Below are 17143 nucleotides of genomic sequence, written 5' to 3'. Positions count from 1 at the left end.
TTCGCTGGGGACGCCGTTCGGCCCGTCCCGCGAGCGCAACGACGTTGCTGGATGGATGCGCGTCGATCCTTCCCGGCGTGGCTCCACCCCGGCAACGAGTTGTCGTTTCTTGTCGCGGGGCCGCGTGGCCCTCACGGCAGGCGGGCCGCCGGGCCGGGAACGGGCCGCTGCCGCACCCACGCGGGTCGGGCCCGACCGGGGCTCGGGTTGCGCACGGCCGTCGAGTCGCGGACCACGAGGCGTACCGGCAGGACCATCGGCCGGCCGGTGTGCCCGGGCGCCCCCTCGATCATCGTGAGCAGGTGCCGGGTAGCGGCCGAGCCTTCCGCGTAGAGCGGTGCCGCGACGGTGGTGAGCCCGGGCGTGACGATGTCGGCGGCGAGGATGTTGTCGAAGCCCACGACGCTGACGTCGCCCGGAACGTTGACGCCCATCCGGCTGAGACCGCGGATGATCCCGATGGCCATCTGGTCGTTGAAGGCCAGGACCGCCGTCGCGGGACGCGCGCACAGCTCCTGCGCGGCCCGCTCACCGCCCGCCAGGGTGGGGCTGAACGGCCCGATCTGGCGAACCTTGATCTCCAGCTCCATGCCCGCCTCGAGCAGCGAGCGCCAGCGCACACCATTGGGCCAGGACGCCTGCGGCCCCGCGACGTAGGTGATGTGGTCGTGCCCCAACTCGCCGAGGTGTTCGGCGGCCCGCCGCACACCACGAGGGTCGTCCGTGACGACGCACGGCACGTCGGCGAGAGCGCGGTTGAGGACCACCACCGGCCGCTGCTTGGCGACCATCCGGATGGCCGAGTCGGACATCCGGCTGCTGGCCAGCACGATGCCGTCGACTGTCGACATGGTGCGTTCGACCGCCGCCCGTTCCAGCCGGTCGGACTCCTGGGCGTCGATCAGCACTGTGGTGTATTCGCCGTCGGCCGCCACCTCCTGCGCGCCGCGCACGATCTCGGCGTACACCGGGTTGGTGATGTCGGCGATCACCAGCGCGATCATCTGCGTCCGGGACGTGGTGAGGGCGCGAGCGAGGGGGTTGGTCCGGTAGCCCAACCGCTCGGCGACCCGCCGGATCCGTTCGGCGGTCTCGGAGTTGACGCGACTCGGTCGGGAGAAGGCGCGGGACACCGTGGACGGTGAGACGTCCGCCTCACGGGCGACGTCGTAGATCGTGACTCGCTGTCCCGGCGGCCTGATGTGGTCGGGCATCTGCATGCTCCTCCCGGCTACGCGCCGTGATCATGGTATGGCGGCAGTGAATACTCGGCAATGCCCCCGCAACAATCCAGCAGCCCGATCACATTCGCGCGAGGCAATACATGGCAACCCGTTGCCGTCGCGGCGCGCCGGCTGCCTCAATCAGCACTGATGACACCTGGCGGAGGGAACGGCTCATGGGTATCTCGCGGCGCGGCGCTCTCCTGGTCACGGCATCGTCACTCCTGGTGGGCACGGTCGGGTGTGGGGCACCCGAGGCCCCCGGCGACAACACTGGCGACAGCACCGGTGAGGTGCCACAGCGGCCCGGTAAGGCCGTCACGCTCAACGTCCTCGACGTGGCGGGCAACCTCCAGCTGACCCAGGGAATGATCGACGAGTTCGTCTCGAAGAACCCCGACGTGATCTCCCGGGTCACCTATTCCAAGGCGCCCGCGCCCGAGCTGGCCGGGAAGATCAAGGCCCAGCAGGGGGCGGACCGGGTGGACATCGGCCTCGTGCTGACCGGCGTCGACGGCCTGGCCGCCGGGATAGAGCAGGGGCTCTGGATCGACGTGTTGCCGACCTTCCAGGACCGTCTCGGCGGCATGAGCAACTACCTGGAGCCGGCCGCCGCGATGCAGAAGCTCGCCGGCAACGCGGGCGTCACCGTCACCTACTACCCGTCCGGTCCGCTGCTCGAATATCTGCCGTCGCGCCTGGCGACGCCACCCACCAGCGCGGACGCACTGCTCGCCTGGGCCAGAGCCAACCCCCGGAAATTCCAGTACGCCCGCCCGGCCAACTCCGGCCCGGGCCGGACGTTTCTGATGGGTCTGCCCTACATCCTGGGCGACTCGAACCCCAAGGACCCCACCGCGGGCTGGGACAAGACATGGGCCTTCCTCAAGGAGTTGGGCCAGTACGTCGACTACTACCCGTCCGGCACCACCGAGACGATGAAGAACCTCGCCAACGGCACCGCGCACCTGATCGTCAGCACAACCGGTTGGGACATCAACCCGCGGGTGCTCGGCACGGTGCCCAAGGAGGCCAGGATCACCCCGATCGACGGCTTCCACTGGGTCACCGACGCGCACTACGCCGTCCTGCCCAAGGGCGTGTCGACCGACACCCAGGCCGCCGTGCTGGCCCTGCTGGCGTTCATGCTCACCCCTGAACAGCAGGCGAAGGCGTACGACGAGGGTTACTTCTACCCGGGCCCGGCGATCAAGGAGGTCCAGCTCTCGTCGGCGCCGCAGAAGAGCCAGGACGCGATCCGGGAGTTCGGTCGACCCGAGTACGACGCGCTGATCGCCGGAAACCCGACCGAGGTCCCGCTCGACGCGAAGAGCCTGGTGGCGGCGTTCAGCCGCTGGGACCGCGAGATCGGCGGCGGCAAGGTCAAGCAGGGATGAGCGCCTTCACCCAGCTACGGCTGGACGGGGTGTCCCGCCGGTTCGGTGGCCAGGCCGCGCTCACCGAGCTGGACCTGACGATCGAGGCGGGGGAGTTCATCGCCCTGCTCGGCCCGTCCGGCTGCGGCAAGTCGACGGCGTTGAACTGCCTGGCCGGGCTGCTGCCGTTGACGGAGGGGAGCATCTGGCAGGACGAGCGCCGTATCGACACGCTCCCACCGGAGCGGCGCGGCTTCGGCATGGTGTTCCAGAGCTACGCCCTCTTTCCGCACCTGACGGTCCGGGCGAACATCGCCTTCGGACTGCGCATGCGGCGGCTACCCAAGGAGGAGACGCGCCGGCGTACGGCGGAGGCGGTGCGGCTGGTGCGACTGGAGGACCACGTCGACAAGCTGCCCGGCCAGCTCTCGGGTGGCCAGCAGCAACGCGTCGCCATCGCCCGTGCCGTCGTGTTCGAGCCGTCCCTGGTGTTGATGGACGAGCCGTTGAGCAACCTCGACGCCAAGCTGCGCCTGGAGATGCGGACCGAGATCCGCCGGCTGCACCAGTCGTTGGGGCTCACCACCGTCTACGTGACCCACGACCAGGAGGAGGCGCTGTCCCTGGCCGACCGGCTGGTGGTGCTGCGGGAGGGGCGGGTGCAGCAGATCGGCTCGCCGCGTGAGCTGCACACCCGACCGGCGAACTGGCACGTCGCCGACTTCATGGGCTACCGCAACCTGTGGCGGGGGCGGGTGGAGCAGTCCGAAGGTGCCCGGGCCACCGTCGAGTCGTCCGGTCATCGCCTGCTTGGTGAGGTGGTGGGGGGCCTCCAGCCAGGGGCGGAGGCGGTGGTCGCGGTACGCCCCGAGGACATCCGCGTCGACGGGCCCGGCGAGACCCGCAACGCCATGTCGGCGACGGTCGAGGTGGTGGAGTACCAGGGCCGCGAGCTGGCGGCCGAGGCCCGCACCGACACCGGACTGCTGCTGCACCTGCGGACCGAGCAGCGGATCGCGCCGGGCGACCAGGTCAAGCTGGCCGTCGACCCGCAGCGGCTGCTCGTCTATCCCGCCGACGCGTCGACGCAGCCCGACCGCCTCGCGGACGCCCCGGCGGCGACGCGGTGAGCGGTACCGGGCCCGGGAGGCCGCTGGCGCACTGGCAGCACCGTCTCGCCGAGCGGGGCGTCGATCGTCAGCTCTGGTTGCTGGTCCCGGCCCTGGTCTTCGTCATCGCCCTGTTCCTCTACCCGTTCTTCTACGGGCTGACGCTCTCGTTCCAGCCGACCAGGGGCGGGCCGTTCAGCGACTACGCCCGGTTCTTCTCCGACTCCTACGAGCGCGGCACGATCTGGATCACGCTGCGGATCGCGTTGCCCGCCGCGCTCCTGAACGTCCTCGCGGCGGTGCCGATCGCCTACCGGATGCGCGGCCGGTTCCGGGGCAAACGGCTGGTCACCACGCTGCTGGTCGTGCCGATCACACTCGGCACGGTCCTCACCGCACAGGGGTTGCTGAACTTCCTCGGCCCCACCGGCTGGTTCAACCGGATCCTGCTGGCCACCCATCTCGTCGACGAGCCGGTGCGGCTGACCCACAACTACTGGGGCGTGTTCTTCTCCCTGGTGATCACCGGCTTTCCGTTCGCGTTCCTGCTGGTGCTCTCGTACCTGTCCGGCATCGACCCGACCCTGGAACGAGCGGCCGCGACGCTGGGCGCGGACTGGCGTCGTCGGTTCACCCGGATCACCCTGCCGCTGCTGATGCCCGGCCTCGCCACGACCTTCTGCCTGACGTTCGTCCTGGCGTTCAGTGTGTTCCCGTCGGCAGTTCTGGTCGGCAACCCGGCCGGGGAGACCCGGGTCATCTCCCTCGCCGCCTACCAGGCGGCCTACGAGCAGTACGACTACCCGTACGCGTCGGCGATCGCCATGATCATGGGCTTCGTCGAGCTGGTCATCATCGCTGTGGTGCTGGCCGCTCGTAGCCGCTTCTACACCGGCTCCACGGGAGGCAAGGGCTGATGGCAACGACCACCCAGGCCCCACCAGCGCGGCCCCCCGCCACCAGCACCGACCGGCGGCGGCGCATCGCCGCGCGCCCGGCCGCCTGGATCGTGTGGGGCGTCGTCATCTTCTTCTTCCTCAACCTGCTGGGCGTCGTGGCGTCCGTGCTGGTCAGCTCGTTCGGCCAGCGCTGGTTCGACACCTGGCTCCCGGACGGCTACACCACCAGCTGGTACGCCCGAGCCTGGGACGAGTTCGCGCTCCTCCAGGTCATCGTCGTGACACTGGAGGTCTCCGTACTCGTCGTGGGCCTCTCGCTGGTGATCGGCGTGCCGGCCGCCTACGCCCTCGCGCGGCGCTCGTTCCCGGGCAAACGGCTGATCTTCCTGGTGTTCCTGCTGCCCATTCTGATGCCTCCGATCACGTACGGCATCCCGCTGGCGACAGTCCTCTACAAGTTCGGCCTGGCCGGGCACATGTCCGGGGTGGTGCTCGCCAACCTCGTGCCGTCGGTGCCCTTCGTCATCCTGACCATGACCCCGTTCATCGAGCAGATCGACCCGAGGATCGAGAGCGCCGCGCGCATGTGCGGCGCGGGCCTGCGGACGGTGTTCCTCCGGGTTCTCACGCCGCTGCTCGTGCCGGGCATCCTCGCCTCCGCGATCCTCGTGCTGGTCCGGACCGTGGGCATGTTCGAGCTCACCTTCCTGACCGCGGGGCCGGACTCGCAGACCCTTGTGGTGGCGCTCTACTACTCGATGTCCGCATCCGGGATCAGGGCACAACAGTCGGTCGACGCCATGGCGGTCATCTACACCTCGATGATGCTGGTCCTCCTCGTCGTCGCGCTGCGCTACGTCAACCCGACTCAGCTGGTGGCCCAGGTCAAGGACGAGCCGGAGCACTGAGGCCGGCGCTGGCGTCGAGGATCTCGCCCAGGCGACCCGCGACAGTGAGGAGCGCGGGCAGTCTCGTCCGCAGACCGCGGTAGGCCGCGGCGAGAGCCGGGTCCACAGCGACGGGCTCGCCACCGACAACCCCGGGATCGAGCTGGGTGAGCGCCTCCTGAAGATCGGCGGTGTGCCCGATCGCGAAGAGCCCGAGGGTCGCCGCGCCGAGGGTGACATGGTCGGCCACACCCGTGACGCGGACCGGGCAGTCCAGCACCGCCGCCATCACCTCGCGCCACAGCGGCGACCCGAAGGCGCCGCCGGTCAGGCGGACGCTGTCGATCGGCGTCAGCTCGGCCAGCCGGTCACGGACACCAGCGAGTTGCAGGCAGACGCCCTCCACGGCGGCCCGGACCAGGTGGCCGCGCGAGTGCTCGCTACGCAGACCCAGGAACGCGCCCGGCGGGGCACTGCCCTGCGGCGAGGGCTCGTCGGCCCGCAGGTAGGGCAGCATCACGAGACCGTCGCTGCCCGGTGCGATCCGCTCGGCGAGATCCAGGAGCGAGGGCGCGGCACTGTCGTCACCGAGGACGCGTCCCGCCCACCGCACGACGTTGCCGCCGTTGCTGAGCGCGCCGCCGACAACCCAGGCGTCGTCGGTCAGCGCACCGCAGGAGAACGTCTCCGCCGGGTCGGTGAGGGGAGCCTCGACGACCGTCCGCAGGGACCCGGTGGCCCCGAGCGTCAGGCCACCGACGGTGGGGTCGATCGCCGCCGCGCCCAGACTGCGCAACGGACCGTCCCCCGCGCCGACGACCACCGGTGTGCCGGAGGGCAGGCCGACCGCGCGCCCGGCCGTCGGCGACAACCGCAACACCGCCGTCGTGGGCAGCACCGGGGGCAGCTGACTCTCGGACACCCCGGCAAGATCGAGTACGGCGGGACTCCACACCCGACGGTGCACGTCGAACATCCCGGTGCCGGATGCCGAGGACAACTCGGTCACCAACATCCCGGTGAGCCGATGGACCACGTAGTCCTTGAGGCCGATCCACCACCGCGTCGCCGTGCAGAGGTACGGCTCATGGCGGGCGAACCACAGGAGCTTGCAGAGCGGGTTCATCGAATGCACGGGTGTGCCCGTCAACCGGTGCAGCTCCCCGCTCTGGCCGGACAACCGCAACTCACGGGCCGCCTCCGACGACCGCGCGTCGCGCCGGGTCAGCAGCGGCGTCACCGGCGTCATGGCCGCGTCCAGCCCGATCAGGCCGTACCTGGCGGAGCTCAGCGCGAGGGCGACCACCTCCGCCCCGGCGGTGCCGGCCACACACGCGGACATCGCCGCCAGGGAGGCCGCCATCAGCACGTCCGGCTCCTGTACCTGCCAGCCGGGCATCGGCTCAAGCAGTGGGTACTCCCGCGTCGCGACGTGTCGTGCGGTGCCGTCCAACGCGAACGCGACAGCCCGCACGGCAGTGGTGCCCACGTCGACACCGACGATCACCCGACGCTCCGGCCCCATCCGCACATGGTCGAGCGGTGTTCGCCGGGCCGGCAAGCGGTTGCGCGCAGTTGTCGTCACGGCGGCGGGTAGCCGACCCGTTTGCGTGGAAGATCGGGCATCACCGACGCGAGTGGTGACAGGATTGTCGGCATGCCTGCTCGCGCACTGAGCTTCGGGATGGTGGCGGAACAATACGAACGGTACCGACCGGGGTACCCCGCCGAGCTTGTCGACCTGGTGCTGACGTACGCGGGTCGGCCCATTCGAACGGCCCTGGAGGTCGGCGCCGGAACCGGCAAGGCGACCCGGCTGTTCGCCGGAGCGGACGTCACTGTCACCGCGACCGAGCCGGACGCGGCCATGCTCGCCGAGCTGCGCAAGCACGTGTCAGCAGGCGTCGAGACCGTGCGGGCCGCGTTCGAGGACCTGCGGCCGGGCGCGAGGTACCACCTGGTCTACGCGGCGGCGGCACTGCACTGGACGAAACCCGAGGGGCGATGGTCACGGGTGGCCGCGCTGCTGGAACCCGGCGGCGTGTTCGCCTCGTTCGGTGGACCGACCCAGCTGGTTGACCCGGCGGTGGCCGACGCTGTCCGCCTCGCCCGGGCACCCTTCCTGGAGAGCGACGAGATTCCCTCTCCCGACGGCACGCCCCCGGGGCAGGCCATGCAGTGGCCGGGCACGGAACTCCAACGCTCCGAATGGTTCACCGATGTGCGGCAGACCGTGATCGAGCGTCGGCTGACGATGAGCGCGCGCGACTACGTGGGGCACCTGTCGACGATCTCGGCTTATCTCGAGCTGCCGACCTCGAAGCAGGAGCAGGTCTTCGGCCAGATCGAGCGGATCCTGCCCGAGCGGGTCGAGCTTTCCGCCGACATCGTCGTGCATCTCGCCCGCCGGCGCCCCGAGCAGTAGCGCCCGGTGGCGCTCAGACCAGGAACTCCTCGCGCATCCGCGCGCCCAGGTTGATCCCGCCCACCGCCCGGGGGCCGGACGGGTCGTGCACGGCGACGGTGTTGTTGCGACGCATCAGCTCACGGACCGCGGGCGGCAGCCGCGGCGGGTCGTCCATCGCCGCGAGGACCTGCCCGGCACTGACGATCAGTCGATCGGCCAGGGTGGCGGCGTCGGTGTCCACCCGCACCCGGCCGTACTCCCAGCCGGAGGTGGTCAGGTCGAGCACCTCGAACACGCGGGTCACCAGCGGGTTCGGGTCGGTCACCCGGTCGAGCCGGGGAGCCCGGTTGCCGACCACAGTGACGGCGGCGGCCACCTGCGCGTACGGGTGGAAGCCGCACGGCAACGCGAACAGCGGCCAGCGCAGGGCCGGGCCCGCCTCCTTCCACAGCGGCCGGTAGTTACGGCGGTGCACCAGCAGTCGCCGGCCGGTCCGTCGGTGGATCTCCTGGGCCTGGGCCTGAAGGTCCACGTGGGCCTCGTCGGCGACCTGACTCACGATCCGGGTCGCCACCACCAGGCCGTCGTCACTGTCGAGCGAACCGGTGAGCGCCTCGACCTGTTCGTTGAACCGGATCCGCGCGTGGGGGCCGTACCGGGACTGGACGTCGTGCAGCAAAGCCTGCTGGCGTCCCGGGTCGAGCTGGACCTTCCTACCGCCCAGCAAACGACGGAGCCAACGCATGTCGCCTCGATTCAGCAGAGCCGTCGCGGACGGCGGCAATGCTAGTGCGTCGGCCCTCCCTCATGTTCCCAAGGGGGGTTGATCGACGCCGCGCTCGGAGACGGCGATCACCGCCGACGCGGCGTAATCAGCCCCGACTCGTACGCCCACACGACCAGCTGCGCCCGGTCGCGGCAGTGCAGCTTCGTCATGGCCCGGTTGACGTGTGTCTTGGCGGTCAGCGGACTGATCACCATGCGCACGGCGATCTCGTCGTTGGTCAGCCCACGGGCGACCAGCTCGACGATCTCCTGCTCCCGGGCGGTCAGCACGTCGCGTCCGGCCGTCGGCACGGCCGGCGGTGGTCCGGCCACGAACTCACTGATCAGTGTGCGGGTGATGGTCGGCGCGAGCAGCGCGTCACCGCGCGCGACGACGGTGACGGCGTGCAGCAGGTCGGCGGGGTCGGCGTCCTTGAGGAGAAAGCCGCTGGCGCCCGCGCGGAGGGCGGCGAACACATAGGAGTCGAGCCCATAGTTGGTGAGGATGAGAACGCGGATCGCGGCGAGGTCAGGATCAGCGGCGATGCGCCGGGTGGCCTCGATGCCGTCGAGGCCCGGCATCTGCACGTCCATCAGGACGACGTCCGGGCGCAGACACCGGGACAGGTGGACGGCCGAGGTGCCGTCGGTCGCCTCGCCGACGACCTCCAGGTGGTCTTCGGCGTCGAGGAGTGCCCGGAAGCCGGCTCGCATCAGCGCCTGGTCGTCGGCGATCAGCACCCGGATCATCCCGGCTCCCGCAGCGGGAAGGTGGCCCGTACGGTGAACCCGTGGTCGTCGTGCGCGGCGGTCCGCAGCGTGCCGCCCAGGGCGCTGACCCGCTCCCGCATGCCGCGTAGACCCACGCCCGGGGTCAGCGGCTCAGCCGGCGACGCCTGACCGTCGTCGGTGACCGCGACGGTCAGCCCCGCCGGGGCGTACTCCACCTGGATGTGCGCTGTCGCGGGCCCGGCGTGGCGGGCCACGTTGGTGAGGGCCTCCTGGATGACCCGGTACCCGGCCTGGTCGACCTCGTCGGGCAGGTCCCCGCGCTGGCCGGTGACGGTCACCTGCACCGGTACGCCGACCGCCCGGGTCCGCTCGGCCAGCTCGTCCACCCGGGCCAGGCCGACCCGATCGCCGTCGGTTGGTGCGCGGAGGACGTCGAGGGTCGTGCGGAGTTCCCGCATCGCGGCGCCGCTGGCCTCCTGGATCGCCAGCAGCGTGGCCGACGGCTCCTCGCCGTGCTTGCGCGCCAGGTGCACGGCGATCCCCGCCTGCACCTTGATCACCGAGATGCTGTGGGTCAGGGAGTCGTGCAGGTCGCGGGCGATGCGCAGGCGCTCCTCCCCGGCGCGCCGCAACGCCATCTCCTCGCGGGTGCGTTCGGCCTCGATCGCCCGTTGCTCGACCTGCTCCAGGTACGCCCGGCGCTGCCGCGCGACGAGCCCGGCGACGTTGGCCGCCACGAACCAGCCGAGCAGCAGGGCCGTCCGCTCGGCGACCAGTTGGCCTGGTCGGCCGGCCGGCGCCATCGAGATGTCGCGGGCCAGGAAGCTACCGAGGAAGGCGAGGCTGGCCACGGCGGAGGCCGACCGGTGTCCCTGCCAGGCGCTGACGTAGACCGCGCAGAGGACGGGGAACGCGGCGGACACCCCGGGGTGCACCCGGACGTGAAGGGCCAGCATGGCGACGGTGACCACGCCCAGCGCCACCACCGGGTAGCGCCGGCACGCCGCCAGGGCCACCACAGTGGCGAGGACCAGGGCGACGTCGAGCACCTCGACCGGCGCGGCGTCCGGGGTGAGCACGGCGTTTGCCGAGCAGGAGGACGCCGAGGGCGAGCCCGCCGAGGGCGTACGGGAGGTCGCGGCGCATGGTCGCACTGTAGAACGGTCGTCGTCGGTGGAGCATCCCGCGCGCGTGGTACCTGCGGCGTACCACGGGCGCGGTATGAGCGGCGGGGCAAGTGTCTGCGGCGGCACGACGTTTTCCCGGCCCGCCGGAACGAGCATCGAACCCATGACCTACCGCTTCTTCACCCCCACGCCGACGAGGGCGGCCACCGGCCGCACAGCGTCCGTCTACCAACAGTTGCGCGACGACTTTCTCGGACCGTTGCCGACCTTCCAGGCGCTCTCGGCCGTGCCGGAGGTGCTGGCCGCGACCTGGGCGCTGATGCGCGAGGCGCTGCTCGCCGGGGACGCGCCCCGGGTCGAGCGCGAACTCGTCGCGGCAGCGGTGTCCCGGGCCAACCACTGTCAGTTCTGCGTCGACGCCCACGTGCTGCTGCTGCACGCGCTGGGCGCAGCGAAGCTGGCCGAGGCCGTCGCCCGGGGGGAGACGCCCCCCGAGCCGAGGCACGCCGCGCTCGTCGGCTGGGCGCAGGCGAGCCGCAGCCCCAGAGCCGCCGACTGGACCAGCACCCACGTCCCGGAGATCACCGGGACCCTGCTCGCCTTCCACTTCATCAACCGGGTCGTGTCCGCGTTGCTCGACCCCGATCTGCTCCCCGGCGGCCTGCAACGCTCCCCGCTGGTGCGCTCGGTCGGGGGCCGGCTCTACGCCAAGGCGGCCCGGGAGCCGAAGGAGCCCGGCCGAAGCCTCCCGCTCCTCGACGCCGACCCGACGGCATCACCTCCCGCCTGGGCGCAGGACAGCCCGGTGGGCGTCGCCTACGCGTCGCTGCGGGACGCCGCCGCCCGGGGTGGGGACCTGCTGCTGGGCGACGTGGCGCGCCAGACCGTCACGGCCACGGTGCGCTGGGAGGACGGGCGGTTCCCGGCCCGGCCCGCGGACTGGGCCGTCGACCTGGTGCGGGACGTGCCGGGCACGGACCGCATCGGGACGCGGATCGCGTTGCTGGCGGCGTTCGCGCCCAGCGCGATCAGCCCGGGCGACGTCGCTCTCTGGCGGCTCTCCCACCCCGCCGATGCCGACCTCGTGCGGTTGGTCGCGTACGGGGCGATCACGGCCACCGATCACGTCGCCCGGGCCCTCGCCTCGGCGCGCCTCTAGGAGGTAACCCATGCGCAAGGCTCTCGTCATCAGCAGCGCTCTGCTGCTCGTCGCGTTCGCCGTGCAGTTCGTCCTCGCCGCCGTGGGCGGGTTCACCAGACCCGCCGGCGACGACGCGTACGCGCTGCACAGCGTCAACGGCATGGCGGTCATCCCGATTCTCACAGTGCTCACCGCAGTGTTCGCCGCCCTGACGAAGGCACCGGGAAAGATCGTCGGCCTGGCGATCCTGCCGATCGGCCTCGTCGTCCTCCAGCCGCTCATCGCCATGCTGGCCGAGGCGTCCACTGACGCGTCGGGTGTCAGCACCCCGCTCGGCCTGACCATCGGTGGGTTGCACGCGCTCAACGGAATCATCGCGGTGCACGTCGTGGTCGGCGTCCATCGGGCGGCGCGACAGCTGAGCGTCCCGGTTCCCGCCGGCGCGGCTCGGCTGGTCACCCGGGAAGGAGAGCCGGCGTGACCACCGGGTCGCTGCTCGCGGCCGACCTCGTGATCGCGGTCCTCGCGGCCGCCGCCTGGCTGGGCGGTGGCGCCGCGTCCGCCGCCCGTCGCCGCCCGCTCGCGCTGGGACTGGCGGCCGTCGCCCTGCTCGCCACGCTCGCCCGCGCGATCACGATCACCGCCCTCGCCCGCGCCGGCTGGTGGTTCGCCGCGGAGAAGGTCCTCATCGCGGCCCCACTGTCGCTCGCGGCGGTGGGGATCGCCGGTCCGCGGTTGCTGCGCGCCCCGGGCGACATCCGGGCCGTCGCGGTTCCGCTGCTCTTCGCCGGGTACGCCACGAGCAGCGCCCTGCTCGTGACGGTCCTGCACGGCTATCCGGCGTCGGCCGGGGCGGGGCTGCTCGCGGTCGCCGGAGTCGTGGCGGCGACGGTTTTCTCGGGGCGTGCGCTCGGTGCGCACCTGCCCCGGACGGTGTCCCGGGTGGCCCTCGTGGTGGCGGTCGCGGCGCTGCTGACCGGAACCGGGCTGACCGTCGCTCCGGGCGCCGCGCCCGCCGTACCGCATGATCATGGTTTCCCGGCGGCCCGGATCGCCGACGAACCCACCCGGCGGTTCACACTGACCGCCGCAACCGCCACTGTGGACGCGGGCGGCCGGAACGTCGCGGCGTGGGCGTTCAACGGGCAGGTCCCCGGACCGGAACTGACCGCCACCGTCGGCGACGTGGTGGAGGTGACGCTGCGCAACCGGGACATCGGGCGCGGCGTCACAGTGCACTGGCATGGGTACGACGTGCCGAACGATCAGGACGGGGTACCCGGGGTGACGCAGGCGGCGGTGCGGCCCGGGCAGGAGTTCGTCTACCGGTTCCGCGCGGACCAGGCCGGAACGTACTGGTACCACACGCATTCGGCCTCCGATGTCGGCGTGCGGATGGGTCTCTACGGCGTGCTGGTGGTGCGACCGGGCCCGGCGACCGGCCTCGACGTCACAGTGCCGGTGCATACCCTGGCGGGCCGTCCGTTGCCCGTGCCGAAGGTGGAGCAGGTCGAGGCCGGCCTGCCGGTGCGGTTGCGGCTGATCAACACCGACAGCACGACGCACCGGTACGCCCTGGCCGGGACCGCGTTCCGGGTGGCCGCGATCGACGGCGTCGACCTGCGCGGCCCGACGCCGCTGGTGGACACCGCAGTGCTGATCCCGGCCGGGGGCCGCTACGACCTGGTCTTCGACGCGCCGGCGACCCCGGTGGCGCTGTTCGTCGACGGGCGGGCGGTCTACTCGACCGGCCCGGTGTCGACGGCGACCGGCGCCTGGCCGGTGCTCGACCCGCTCGGCTACGGCGCGACCGCTCCGGTGCCCTGGTCCCGGTTCGACAAGACGTTCACCCTCGTCCTCGATCGCGGCCTCGACCTGCGCAGACTGCTACCGCGGTACGCCCACACCGTCAACGGCGCGGCTGACCCGGACATCCCACCGCAGGTCGTAGGCCGGGGTGACGTCGTACGGTTCACGATCGTCAACCGGTCGCAGATCGTGCACCCGTGGCACCTGCACGGCCACCACGTCCTGGTGCTGGCCCGCGATGGCGAGCCGGCGACCGGAAGCCCGTTGTGGCTGGACTCGTTCGACGTCCGTCCGGGCGAGGTGTGGGAGGTGGCGTTCCGGGCCGACAACCCGGGGATGTGGGCCAATCACTGCCACAACCTGGCGCACGCCGATGCCGGGATGACGCTGCATCTCATGTACTCGTGATCGCCGGGGCCTGTAGTTTTCTGTCATGACTGAGGACACCTTCCGTTCGGTGGCGATCGAGCGCACCAGCCTGGGCAACTACGTCGTGCGGAACTCCCGTGGCGGCTCGGTGTCGTTGGGCACGGGCGAGGACAGCAGTTTCACGCCGGTGGAGTTGCTACTGGCCGCCATCGGCGGCTGCACCGCTGTGGACGTGGACCACATCACCAGTCGTCGGGCCGAGCCGACCGAGTTCGCCGTCGCCGTCACCGGTGACAAGATCCGGGACGAGGCCGGCGGAAACCGGATGCGGAACCTGCGGGTCGAGTTCACAGTGACGTTCCCGGAGGGCGCGGAGGGCGACGCGGCCCGTGCGGCGCTGCCCCGGTCGTTGCAGCAGTCGCACGATCGGTTGTGCACGGTCTCCCGTACCGTCGAGCTCGGCACTCCCGTCTCGATCGCCGAGGGCCCCGGGACCACCGCGGACTGACGGGCGCTGAGCACGGCTACTCAGGCTCCTGCGGTTCGTTCGGGTGAGGATGACGGGCATGCGTCGACTACTGGTGCCACTGCTGATCCTCCTCACCATGGTGGCGGCGTGCGCCGACCCGAACGCCCAGCCGGGTCGCTCGGACCCGACAGTCGCGGAGCCGGCGCCCACCGAACTGCTCGCCGACGGCAGCGTGCCCTGGGCCGACCTGAAGATCACCGGCGAGGACCTCAACGGCCGCCCTGCCGCGCCGAGAACGCCGGCCACCGGCAGCGAACCGTGCCGGGCAGAGCAGTTGACCGGCCGGCTCACCACCTGGACGCGGCCCGGCGCCGGCGGTGAGACGCCTCGCGGCTTCGACGCCGCCATCGGCAAGCTCATCGGCGAAGTGGACGTGCGGAACTCGTCGACGGTCGAGTGCACCCTGCAGGGCGAGGTGCCCACGACCATGCTCGCCGGCGGCCGCGAGATCCCGATGCTCTACACCCACGGCATCAACGAGGAGGGCCGTACCCGGGTGGTCGCCGTGCCGGCCGGCGGCCACGCCAGCCTGCGCCTGGACTGGTCCGGGCCGTTCTGTCAGCCCGTGAGGGGTTCGTTGGAGCTCGCGATCGAGCTGCCGCATGACGGCGGCAGGTTGCGCGCACCGGTCACCGCCGACGAGCGTCCGGGCTGTCCGCAGGGGGAGGGGGTGCACCCGCGCGCGCGTGGGACGCTGTCCGCGAGCGGGTTCACCGAGCCGGTGACGGTGTCGAAGCCCCCGTCCTCGCCGCTCGAAATGCTCACCGTCGCTGTTCAGGGGCCGACGACCGCCGCCGCCGGGTCGCGGCTCACCTTCCGGGTGACGCTGGGCAACCCGACCGACGGCCCCCTCGCGCTGGACCCCTGCCCGGGCTACCTGATGGAACGGTTCTCTCTCGGCGACGCGACGAACGACGCGGTGAACTCGGCCCAGCTGTACCGGCTGAACTGCCGCGCGCTCCCGCAGATCCCTGCCGGCGGCAGCGCCGTGTTCGAAATGGTCGCCGAGGTGCCAGCCTCGATGCGGGCCGGGCGCGAGCTGAGCGTGACGTGGAAGTTGTATCTGCCGCACTACGTGCAGCGGGGCAACCAGTTCGGTGTCCTCACCCTCACCGTCGTCTGAGGACGGTCGCTGCTGGGCCAGCCGCACCGGCGAAGTCGACGTGGGCGAGAACGAGGGATAGATGCTGTTGAGGGTATGGGAGCGCTCCCGTAACATACCTGACGCGGCCTGTTAACGCTCACAATCGGTCACCGCACAAAGACCACCACCAATGCATGGGCCGCCGTCCCGCGAGGAGGGTGCTACATGACCAGATCCAGAGCCACCAATGTCGGTCTGGTTGCGGCCGGCGTCGGCTTACTGATGTCGTCGACAGTTGTCGCGGCGCTGCCGGCCGGTGCCGCGGCTGAGGGTTGTTCGGTGAACTACGCCGTGTCGTCGCAGTGGCAGGGCGGCTTCGGCGCCAACGTGGCGATCACGAACCTGGGTGATCCGTTGAGCAGTTGGACCTTGACCTGGTCGTACGGCGCCGGGCAGACAGTGACGCAGGCCTGGAACACGTCGCTGACGCAGAGCGGGTCGGCGGTGACGGCGAAGAACGTGAGCTACAACGGTGGGGTCCCGACCAACGGCACTGTGTCGTTCGGGTTCAACGGGTCCTGGACGGGCAGCAACCCCGACCCGGCGAGCTTCGCCCTGAACGGCGTCACCTGCACCGGCGGCACGACGACTCCGCCGCCGACCGACCCGCCGCCGACCACCCCACCGCCGACCGATCCGCCGCCGACCACGTGCAACCTTCCCTCGACGTACCGGTGGTCCTCCACCGGGGTGTTGGCGACCCCGAGGTCGGGTTGGGTGTCACTCAAGGACTTCACCGTCGCCCCCTACAACGGCCAGCAACTCGTCTACGCCACCACCCACGACAACGGCACCCGGTGGGGCTCGATGAACTTCGGCCTCTTCACGAACTACTCGCAGATGGCCTCGGCCAGCCAGAACGCGATGAACAACGCGACCGTCGCGCCGTCGCTGTTCTACTTCGCCCCGAAGAACATCTGGGTGCTCGCCTACCAGTGGGGTGGGCCGGCGTTCTCCTACCGGACCTCGACCAACCCGACCAACCCGAACGGCTGGTCCGCGGCGCAGACCCTGTTCAGCGGAAGCATCACCGGTTCGGGCACCGGCCCGATCGACCAGGCGGTCATCGGTGACGACACGAACATGTACCTGTTCTTCGCCGGTGACAACGGCAAGATCTACCGGGCCAGCATGCCGATCGGCAACTTCCCCGGCAGCTTCGGCTCCAACTACACGACCATCATGAGCGACACCACGAACAACCTCTTCGAGGCCGTTCAGGTTTACAAGCTCCAGGGCCAGAACCGCTATCTCATGATCGTCGAGGCGATCGGTTCGCAGGGCCGCTACTTCCGCTCGTTCACGGCCACCAGCCTGGGTGGCTCGTGGACGCCGCAGGCCACCAGCGAGAGCAACCCGTTCGCCGGCAAGGCCAACAGCGGCGCCACCTGGACCAACGACATCAGCCACGGTGAACTGCTGCGCACCAACGCCGACCAGACGATGACCGTCGACGCCTGCAACCTGCAACTGCTCTACCAGGGTCGTTCCCCCAGCTCCGGCGGCGACTACGGCCTCCTGCCGTACCGGCCGGGTCTGCTGACCCTGCAGCGCCCGGTTTGATCACGCTCGACTGACCCGGACGGGCGGGCTCGGCGTCACGCCGAGCCCGCCCGCACCACGCCG

At 71.0% G+C, this 17143-nt stretch carries 16 protein-coding genes; 11 read left to right on the top strand and 5 right to left on the bottom strand.

Annotated features, from left to right (window positions below):
• Nucleotides 1-131: 131 nt before the first annotated feature.
• The gene (locus tag FB453_RS15485; protein WP_145790879.1) at nucleotides 132-1214 is read right to left on the bottom strand and encodes a LacI family DNA-binding transcriptional regulator; all 1083 of its coding nucleotides are present in this window, start codon (nucleotides 1212-1214) and stop codon (nucleotides 132-134) included.
• 185 nt (nucleotides 1215-1399) lie between these two features.
• On the opposite strand from FB453_RS15485, the gene FB453_RS15480 reads away from it, so the two are divergent.
• The 4 genes from FB453_RS15480 to FB453_RS15465 are packed head-to-tail and all read left to right on the top strand — an operon-like array spanning nucleotide 1400 to nucleotide 5515.
• Nucleotides 1400-2620: an ABC transporter substrate-binding protein gene (locus tag FB453_RS15480; protein WP_112584430.1), complete on the top strand. Its 1221-nt coding sequence runs from the start codon at nucleotides 1400-1402 to the stop codon at nucleotides 2618-2620.
• Nucleotides 2617-3729: an ABC transporter ATP-binding protein gene (locus FB453_RS15475; protein WP_145790877.1), complete on the top strand. Its 1113-nt coding sequence runs from the start codon at nucleotides 2617-2619 to the stop codon at nucleotides 3727-3729. Before FB453_RS15480 ends, FB453_RS15475 begins: the two co-directional genes overlap by 4 nt.
• Nucleotides 3726-4625, top strand: coding sequence for an ABC transporter permease (locus tag FB453_RS15470; protein WP_145790875.1), 900 nt, complete (start codon nucleotides 3726-3728; stop codon nucleotides 4623-4625). The genes FB453_RS15475 and FB453_RS15470 overlap by 4 nt, the downstream gene beginning before the upstream one ends.
• Nucleotides 4625-5515, top strand: coding sequence for an ABC transporter permease (locus tag FB453_RS15465; protein ID WP_091406994.1), 891 nt, complete (start codon nucleotides 4625-4627; stop codon nucleotides 5513-5515). Before FB453_RS15470 ends, FB453_RS15465 begins: the two co-directional genes overlap by 1 nt.
• Here the strand turns inward: FB453_RS15465 and FB453_RS15460 are convergent.
• Nucleotides 5493-7019: a gluconokinase gene (locus tag FB453_RS15460; protein WP_145790873.1), complete on the bottom strand. Its 1527-nt coding sequence runs from the start codon at nucleotides 7017-7019 to the stop codon at nucleotides 5493-5495. The two genes, FB453_RS15465 and FB453_RS15460, sit on opposite strands and share 23 nt — an antisense overlap.
• 132 nt (nucleotides 7020-7151) lie before the next feature.
• On the opposite strand from FB453_RS15460, the gene FB453_RS15455 reads away from it, so the two are divergent.
• Entirely contained in the window at nucleotides 7152-7919 is a 768-nt protein-coding gene (locus FB453_RS15455; RefSeq protein WP_145790871.1) for a class I SAM-dependent methyltransferase, read from the top strand.
• A 13-nt stretch (nucleotides 7920-7932) separates the two neighbouring features.
• Here FB453_RS15455 and FB453_RS15450 read toward each other — a convergent pair whose 3' ends face one another.
• The 3 genes from FB453_RS15450 to FB453_RS15440 all read right to left on the bottom strand — a co-directional run bounded on the left by FB453_RS15450 (nucleotide 7933) and on the right by FB453_RS15440 (nucleotide 10552).
• A complete protein-coding gene (locus FB453_RS15450; protein WP_145790869.1) occupies nucleotides 7933-8646 on the bottom strand; it encodes a hypothetical protein in 714 nt (237 codons plus the stop codon).
• A gap of 107 nt (nucleotides 8647-8753) precedes the next feature.
• Nucleotides 8754-9416 carry a response regulator transcription factor gene (locus tag FB453_RS15445; RefSeq protein ID WP_145790867.1) on the bottom strand — a complete coding sequence of 221 codons (663 nt, stop codon included), beginning with the start codon at nucleotides 9414-9416 and terminating at the stop codon, nucleotides 8754-8756.
• Nucleotides 9413-10552, bottom strand: a complete 1140-nt coding sequence (locus tag FB453_RS15440; protein ID WP_486480277.1) for a sensor histidine kinase — start codon at nucleotides 10550-10552, stop codon at nucleotides 9413-9415. Before FB453_RS15440 ends, FB453_RS15445 begins: the two co-directional genes overlap by 4 nt.
• Before the next feature lie 136 nt (nucleotides 10553-10688).
• On the opposite strand from FB453_RS15440, the gene FB453_RS15435 reads away from it, so the two are divergent.
• From FB453_RS15435 to FB453_RS15410, 6 genes are all read left to right on the top strand, one after another.
• On the top strand, nucleotides 10689-11684 hold the full coding sequence (locus FB453_RS15435) for a carboxymuconolactone decarboxylase family protein (protein WP_145790865.1): 996 nt from the start codon (nucleotides 10689-10691) through the stop codon (nucleotides 11682-11684).
• Nucleotides 11685-11694: 10 nt separating this feature from the next.
• Complete coding sequence (locus tag FB453_RS15430) at nucleotides 11695-12147, top strand: DUF6220 domain-containing protein (protein WP_145790863.1); 453 nt, start codon at nucleotides 11695-11697, stop codon at nucleotides 12145-12147.
• On the top strand, nucleotides 12144-13883 hold the full coding sequence (locus tag FB453_RS15425) for a multicopper oxidase family protein (RefSeq protein WP_145790861.1): 1740 nt from the start codon (nucleotides 12144-12146) through the stop codon (nucleotides 13881-13883). The genes FB453_RS15430 and FB453_RS15425 overlap by 4 nt, the downstream gene beginning before the upstream one ends.
• A 25-nt stretch (nucleotides 13884-13908) precedes the next feature.
• Nucleotides 13909-14352: an OsmC family protein gene (locus tag FB453_RS15420; RefSeq protein WP_145790859.1), complete on the top strand. Its 444-nt coding sequence runs from the start codon at nucleotides 13909-13911 to the stop codon at nucleotides 14350-14352.
• Between the two features lie 58 nt (nucleotides 14353-14410).
• Nucleotides 14411-15496, top strand: a complete 1086-nt coding sequence (locus tag FB453_RS15415) for a hypothetical protein (protein ID WP_145790857.1) — start codon at nucleotides 14411-14413, stop codon at nucleotides 15494-15496.
• Between the two features lie 186 nt (nucleotides 15497-15682).
• The gene (locus FB453_RS15410; RefSeq protein WP_145790855.1) at nucleotides 15683-17080 is read left to right on the top strand and encodes a glycoside hydrolase family 62 protein; all 1398 of its coding nucleotides are present in this window, start codon (nucleotides 15683-15685) and stop codon (nucleotides 17078-17080) included.
• The last annotated feature ends 63 nt before the right edge of the window (nucleotides 17081-17143 follow it).

This window comes from Micromonospora sp. CNZ322, assembly GCF_007827755.1.
This window is presented reverse-complemented; position numbering and strand designations above follow the sequence as displayed.

What these genes read in the sequence shown, in the direction of transcription:
- FB453_RS15485 (WP_145790879.1), bottom strand. Translation starts at nt 1,214, where the DNA reads ATGCCCGACCACATCAGGCCGCCGGGACAGCGAGTCACGATCTACGAC.
- FB453_RS15430 (WP_145790863.1), top strand. Translation starts at nt 11,695, where the DNA reads ATGCGCAAGGCTCTCGTCATCAGCAGCGCTCTGCTGCTCGTCGCGTTC.
- FB453_RS15410 (WP_145790855.1), top strand. Translation starts at nt 15,683, where the DNA reads ATGACCAGATCCAGAGCCACCAATGTCGGTCTGGTTGCGGCCGGCGTC.
- FB453_RS15445 (WP_145790867.1), bottom strand. Translation starts at nt 9,416, where the DNA reads ATGATCCGGGTGCTGATCGCCGACGACCAGGCGCTGATGCGAGCCGGC.
- FB453_RS15415 (WP_145790857.1), top strand. Translation starts at nt 14,411, where the DNA reads ATGCGTCGACTACTGGTGCCACTGCTGATCCTCCTCACCATGGTGGCG.
- FB453_RS15465 (WP_091406994.1), top strand. Translation starts at nt 4,625, where the DNA reads ATGGCAACGACCACCCAGGCCCCACCAGCGCGGCCCCCCGCCACCAGC.
- FB453_RS15480 (WP_112584430.1), top strand. Translation starts at nt 1,400, where the DNA reads ATGGGTATCTCGCGGCGCGGCGCTCTCCTGGTCACGGCATCGTCACTC.
- FB453_RS15475 (WP_145790877.1), top strand. Translation starts at nt 2,617, where the DNA reads ATGAGCGCCTTCACCCAGCTACGGCTGGACGGGGTGTCCCGCCGGTTC.
- FB453_RS15455 (WP_145790871.1), top strand. Translation starts at nt 7,152, where the DNA reads ATGCCTGCTCGCGCACTGAGCTTCGGGATGGTGGCGGAACAATACGAA.
- FB453_RS15420 (WP_145790859.1), top strand. Translation starts at nt 13,909, where the DNA reads ATGACTGAGGACACCTTCCGTTCGGTGGCGATCGAGCGCACCAGCCTG.
- FB453_RS15435 (WP_145790865.1), top strand. Translation starts at nt 10,689, where the DNA reads ATGACCTACCGCTTCTTCACCCCCACGCCGACGAGGGCGGCCACCGGC.
- FB453_RS15460 (WP_145790873.1), bottom strand. Translation starts at nt 7,019, where the DNA reads ATGGGGCCGGAGCGTCGGGTGATCGTCGGTGTCGACGTGGGCACCACT.
- FB453_RS15450 (WP_145790869.1), bottom strand. Translation starts at nt 8,646, where the DNA reads ATGCGTTGGCTCCGTCGTTTGCTGGGCGGTAGGAAGGTCCAGCTCGAC.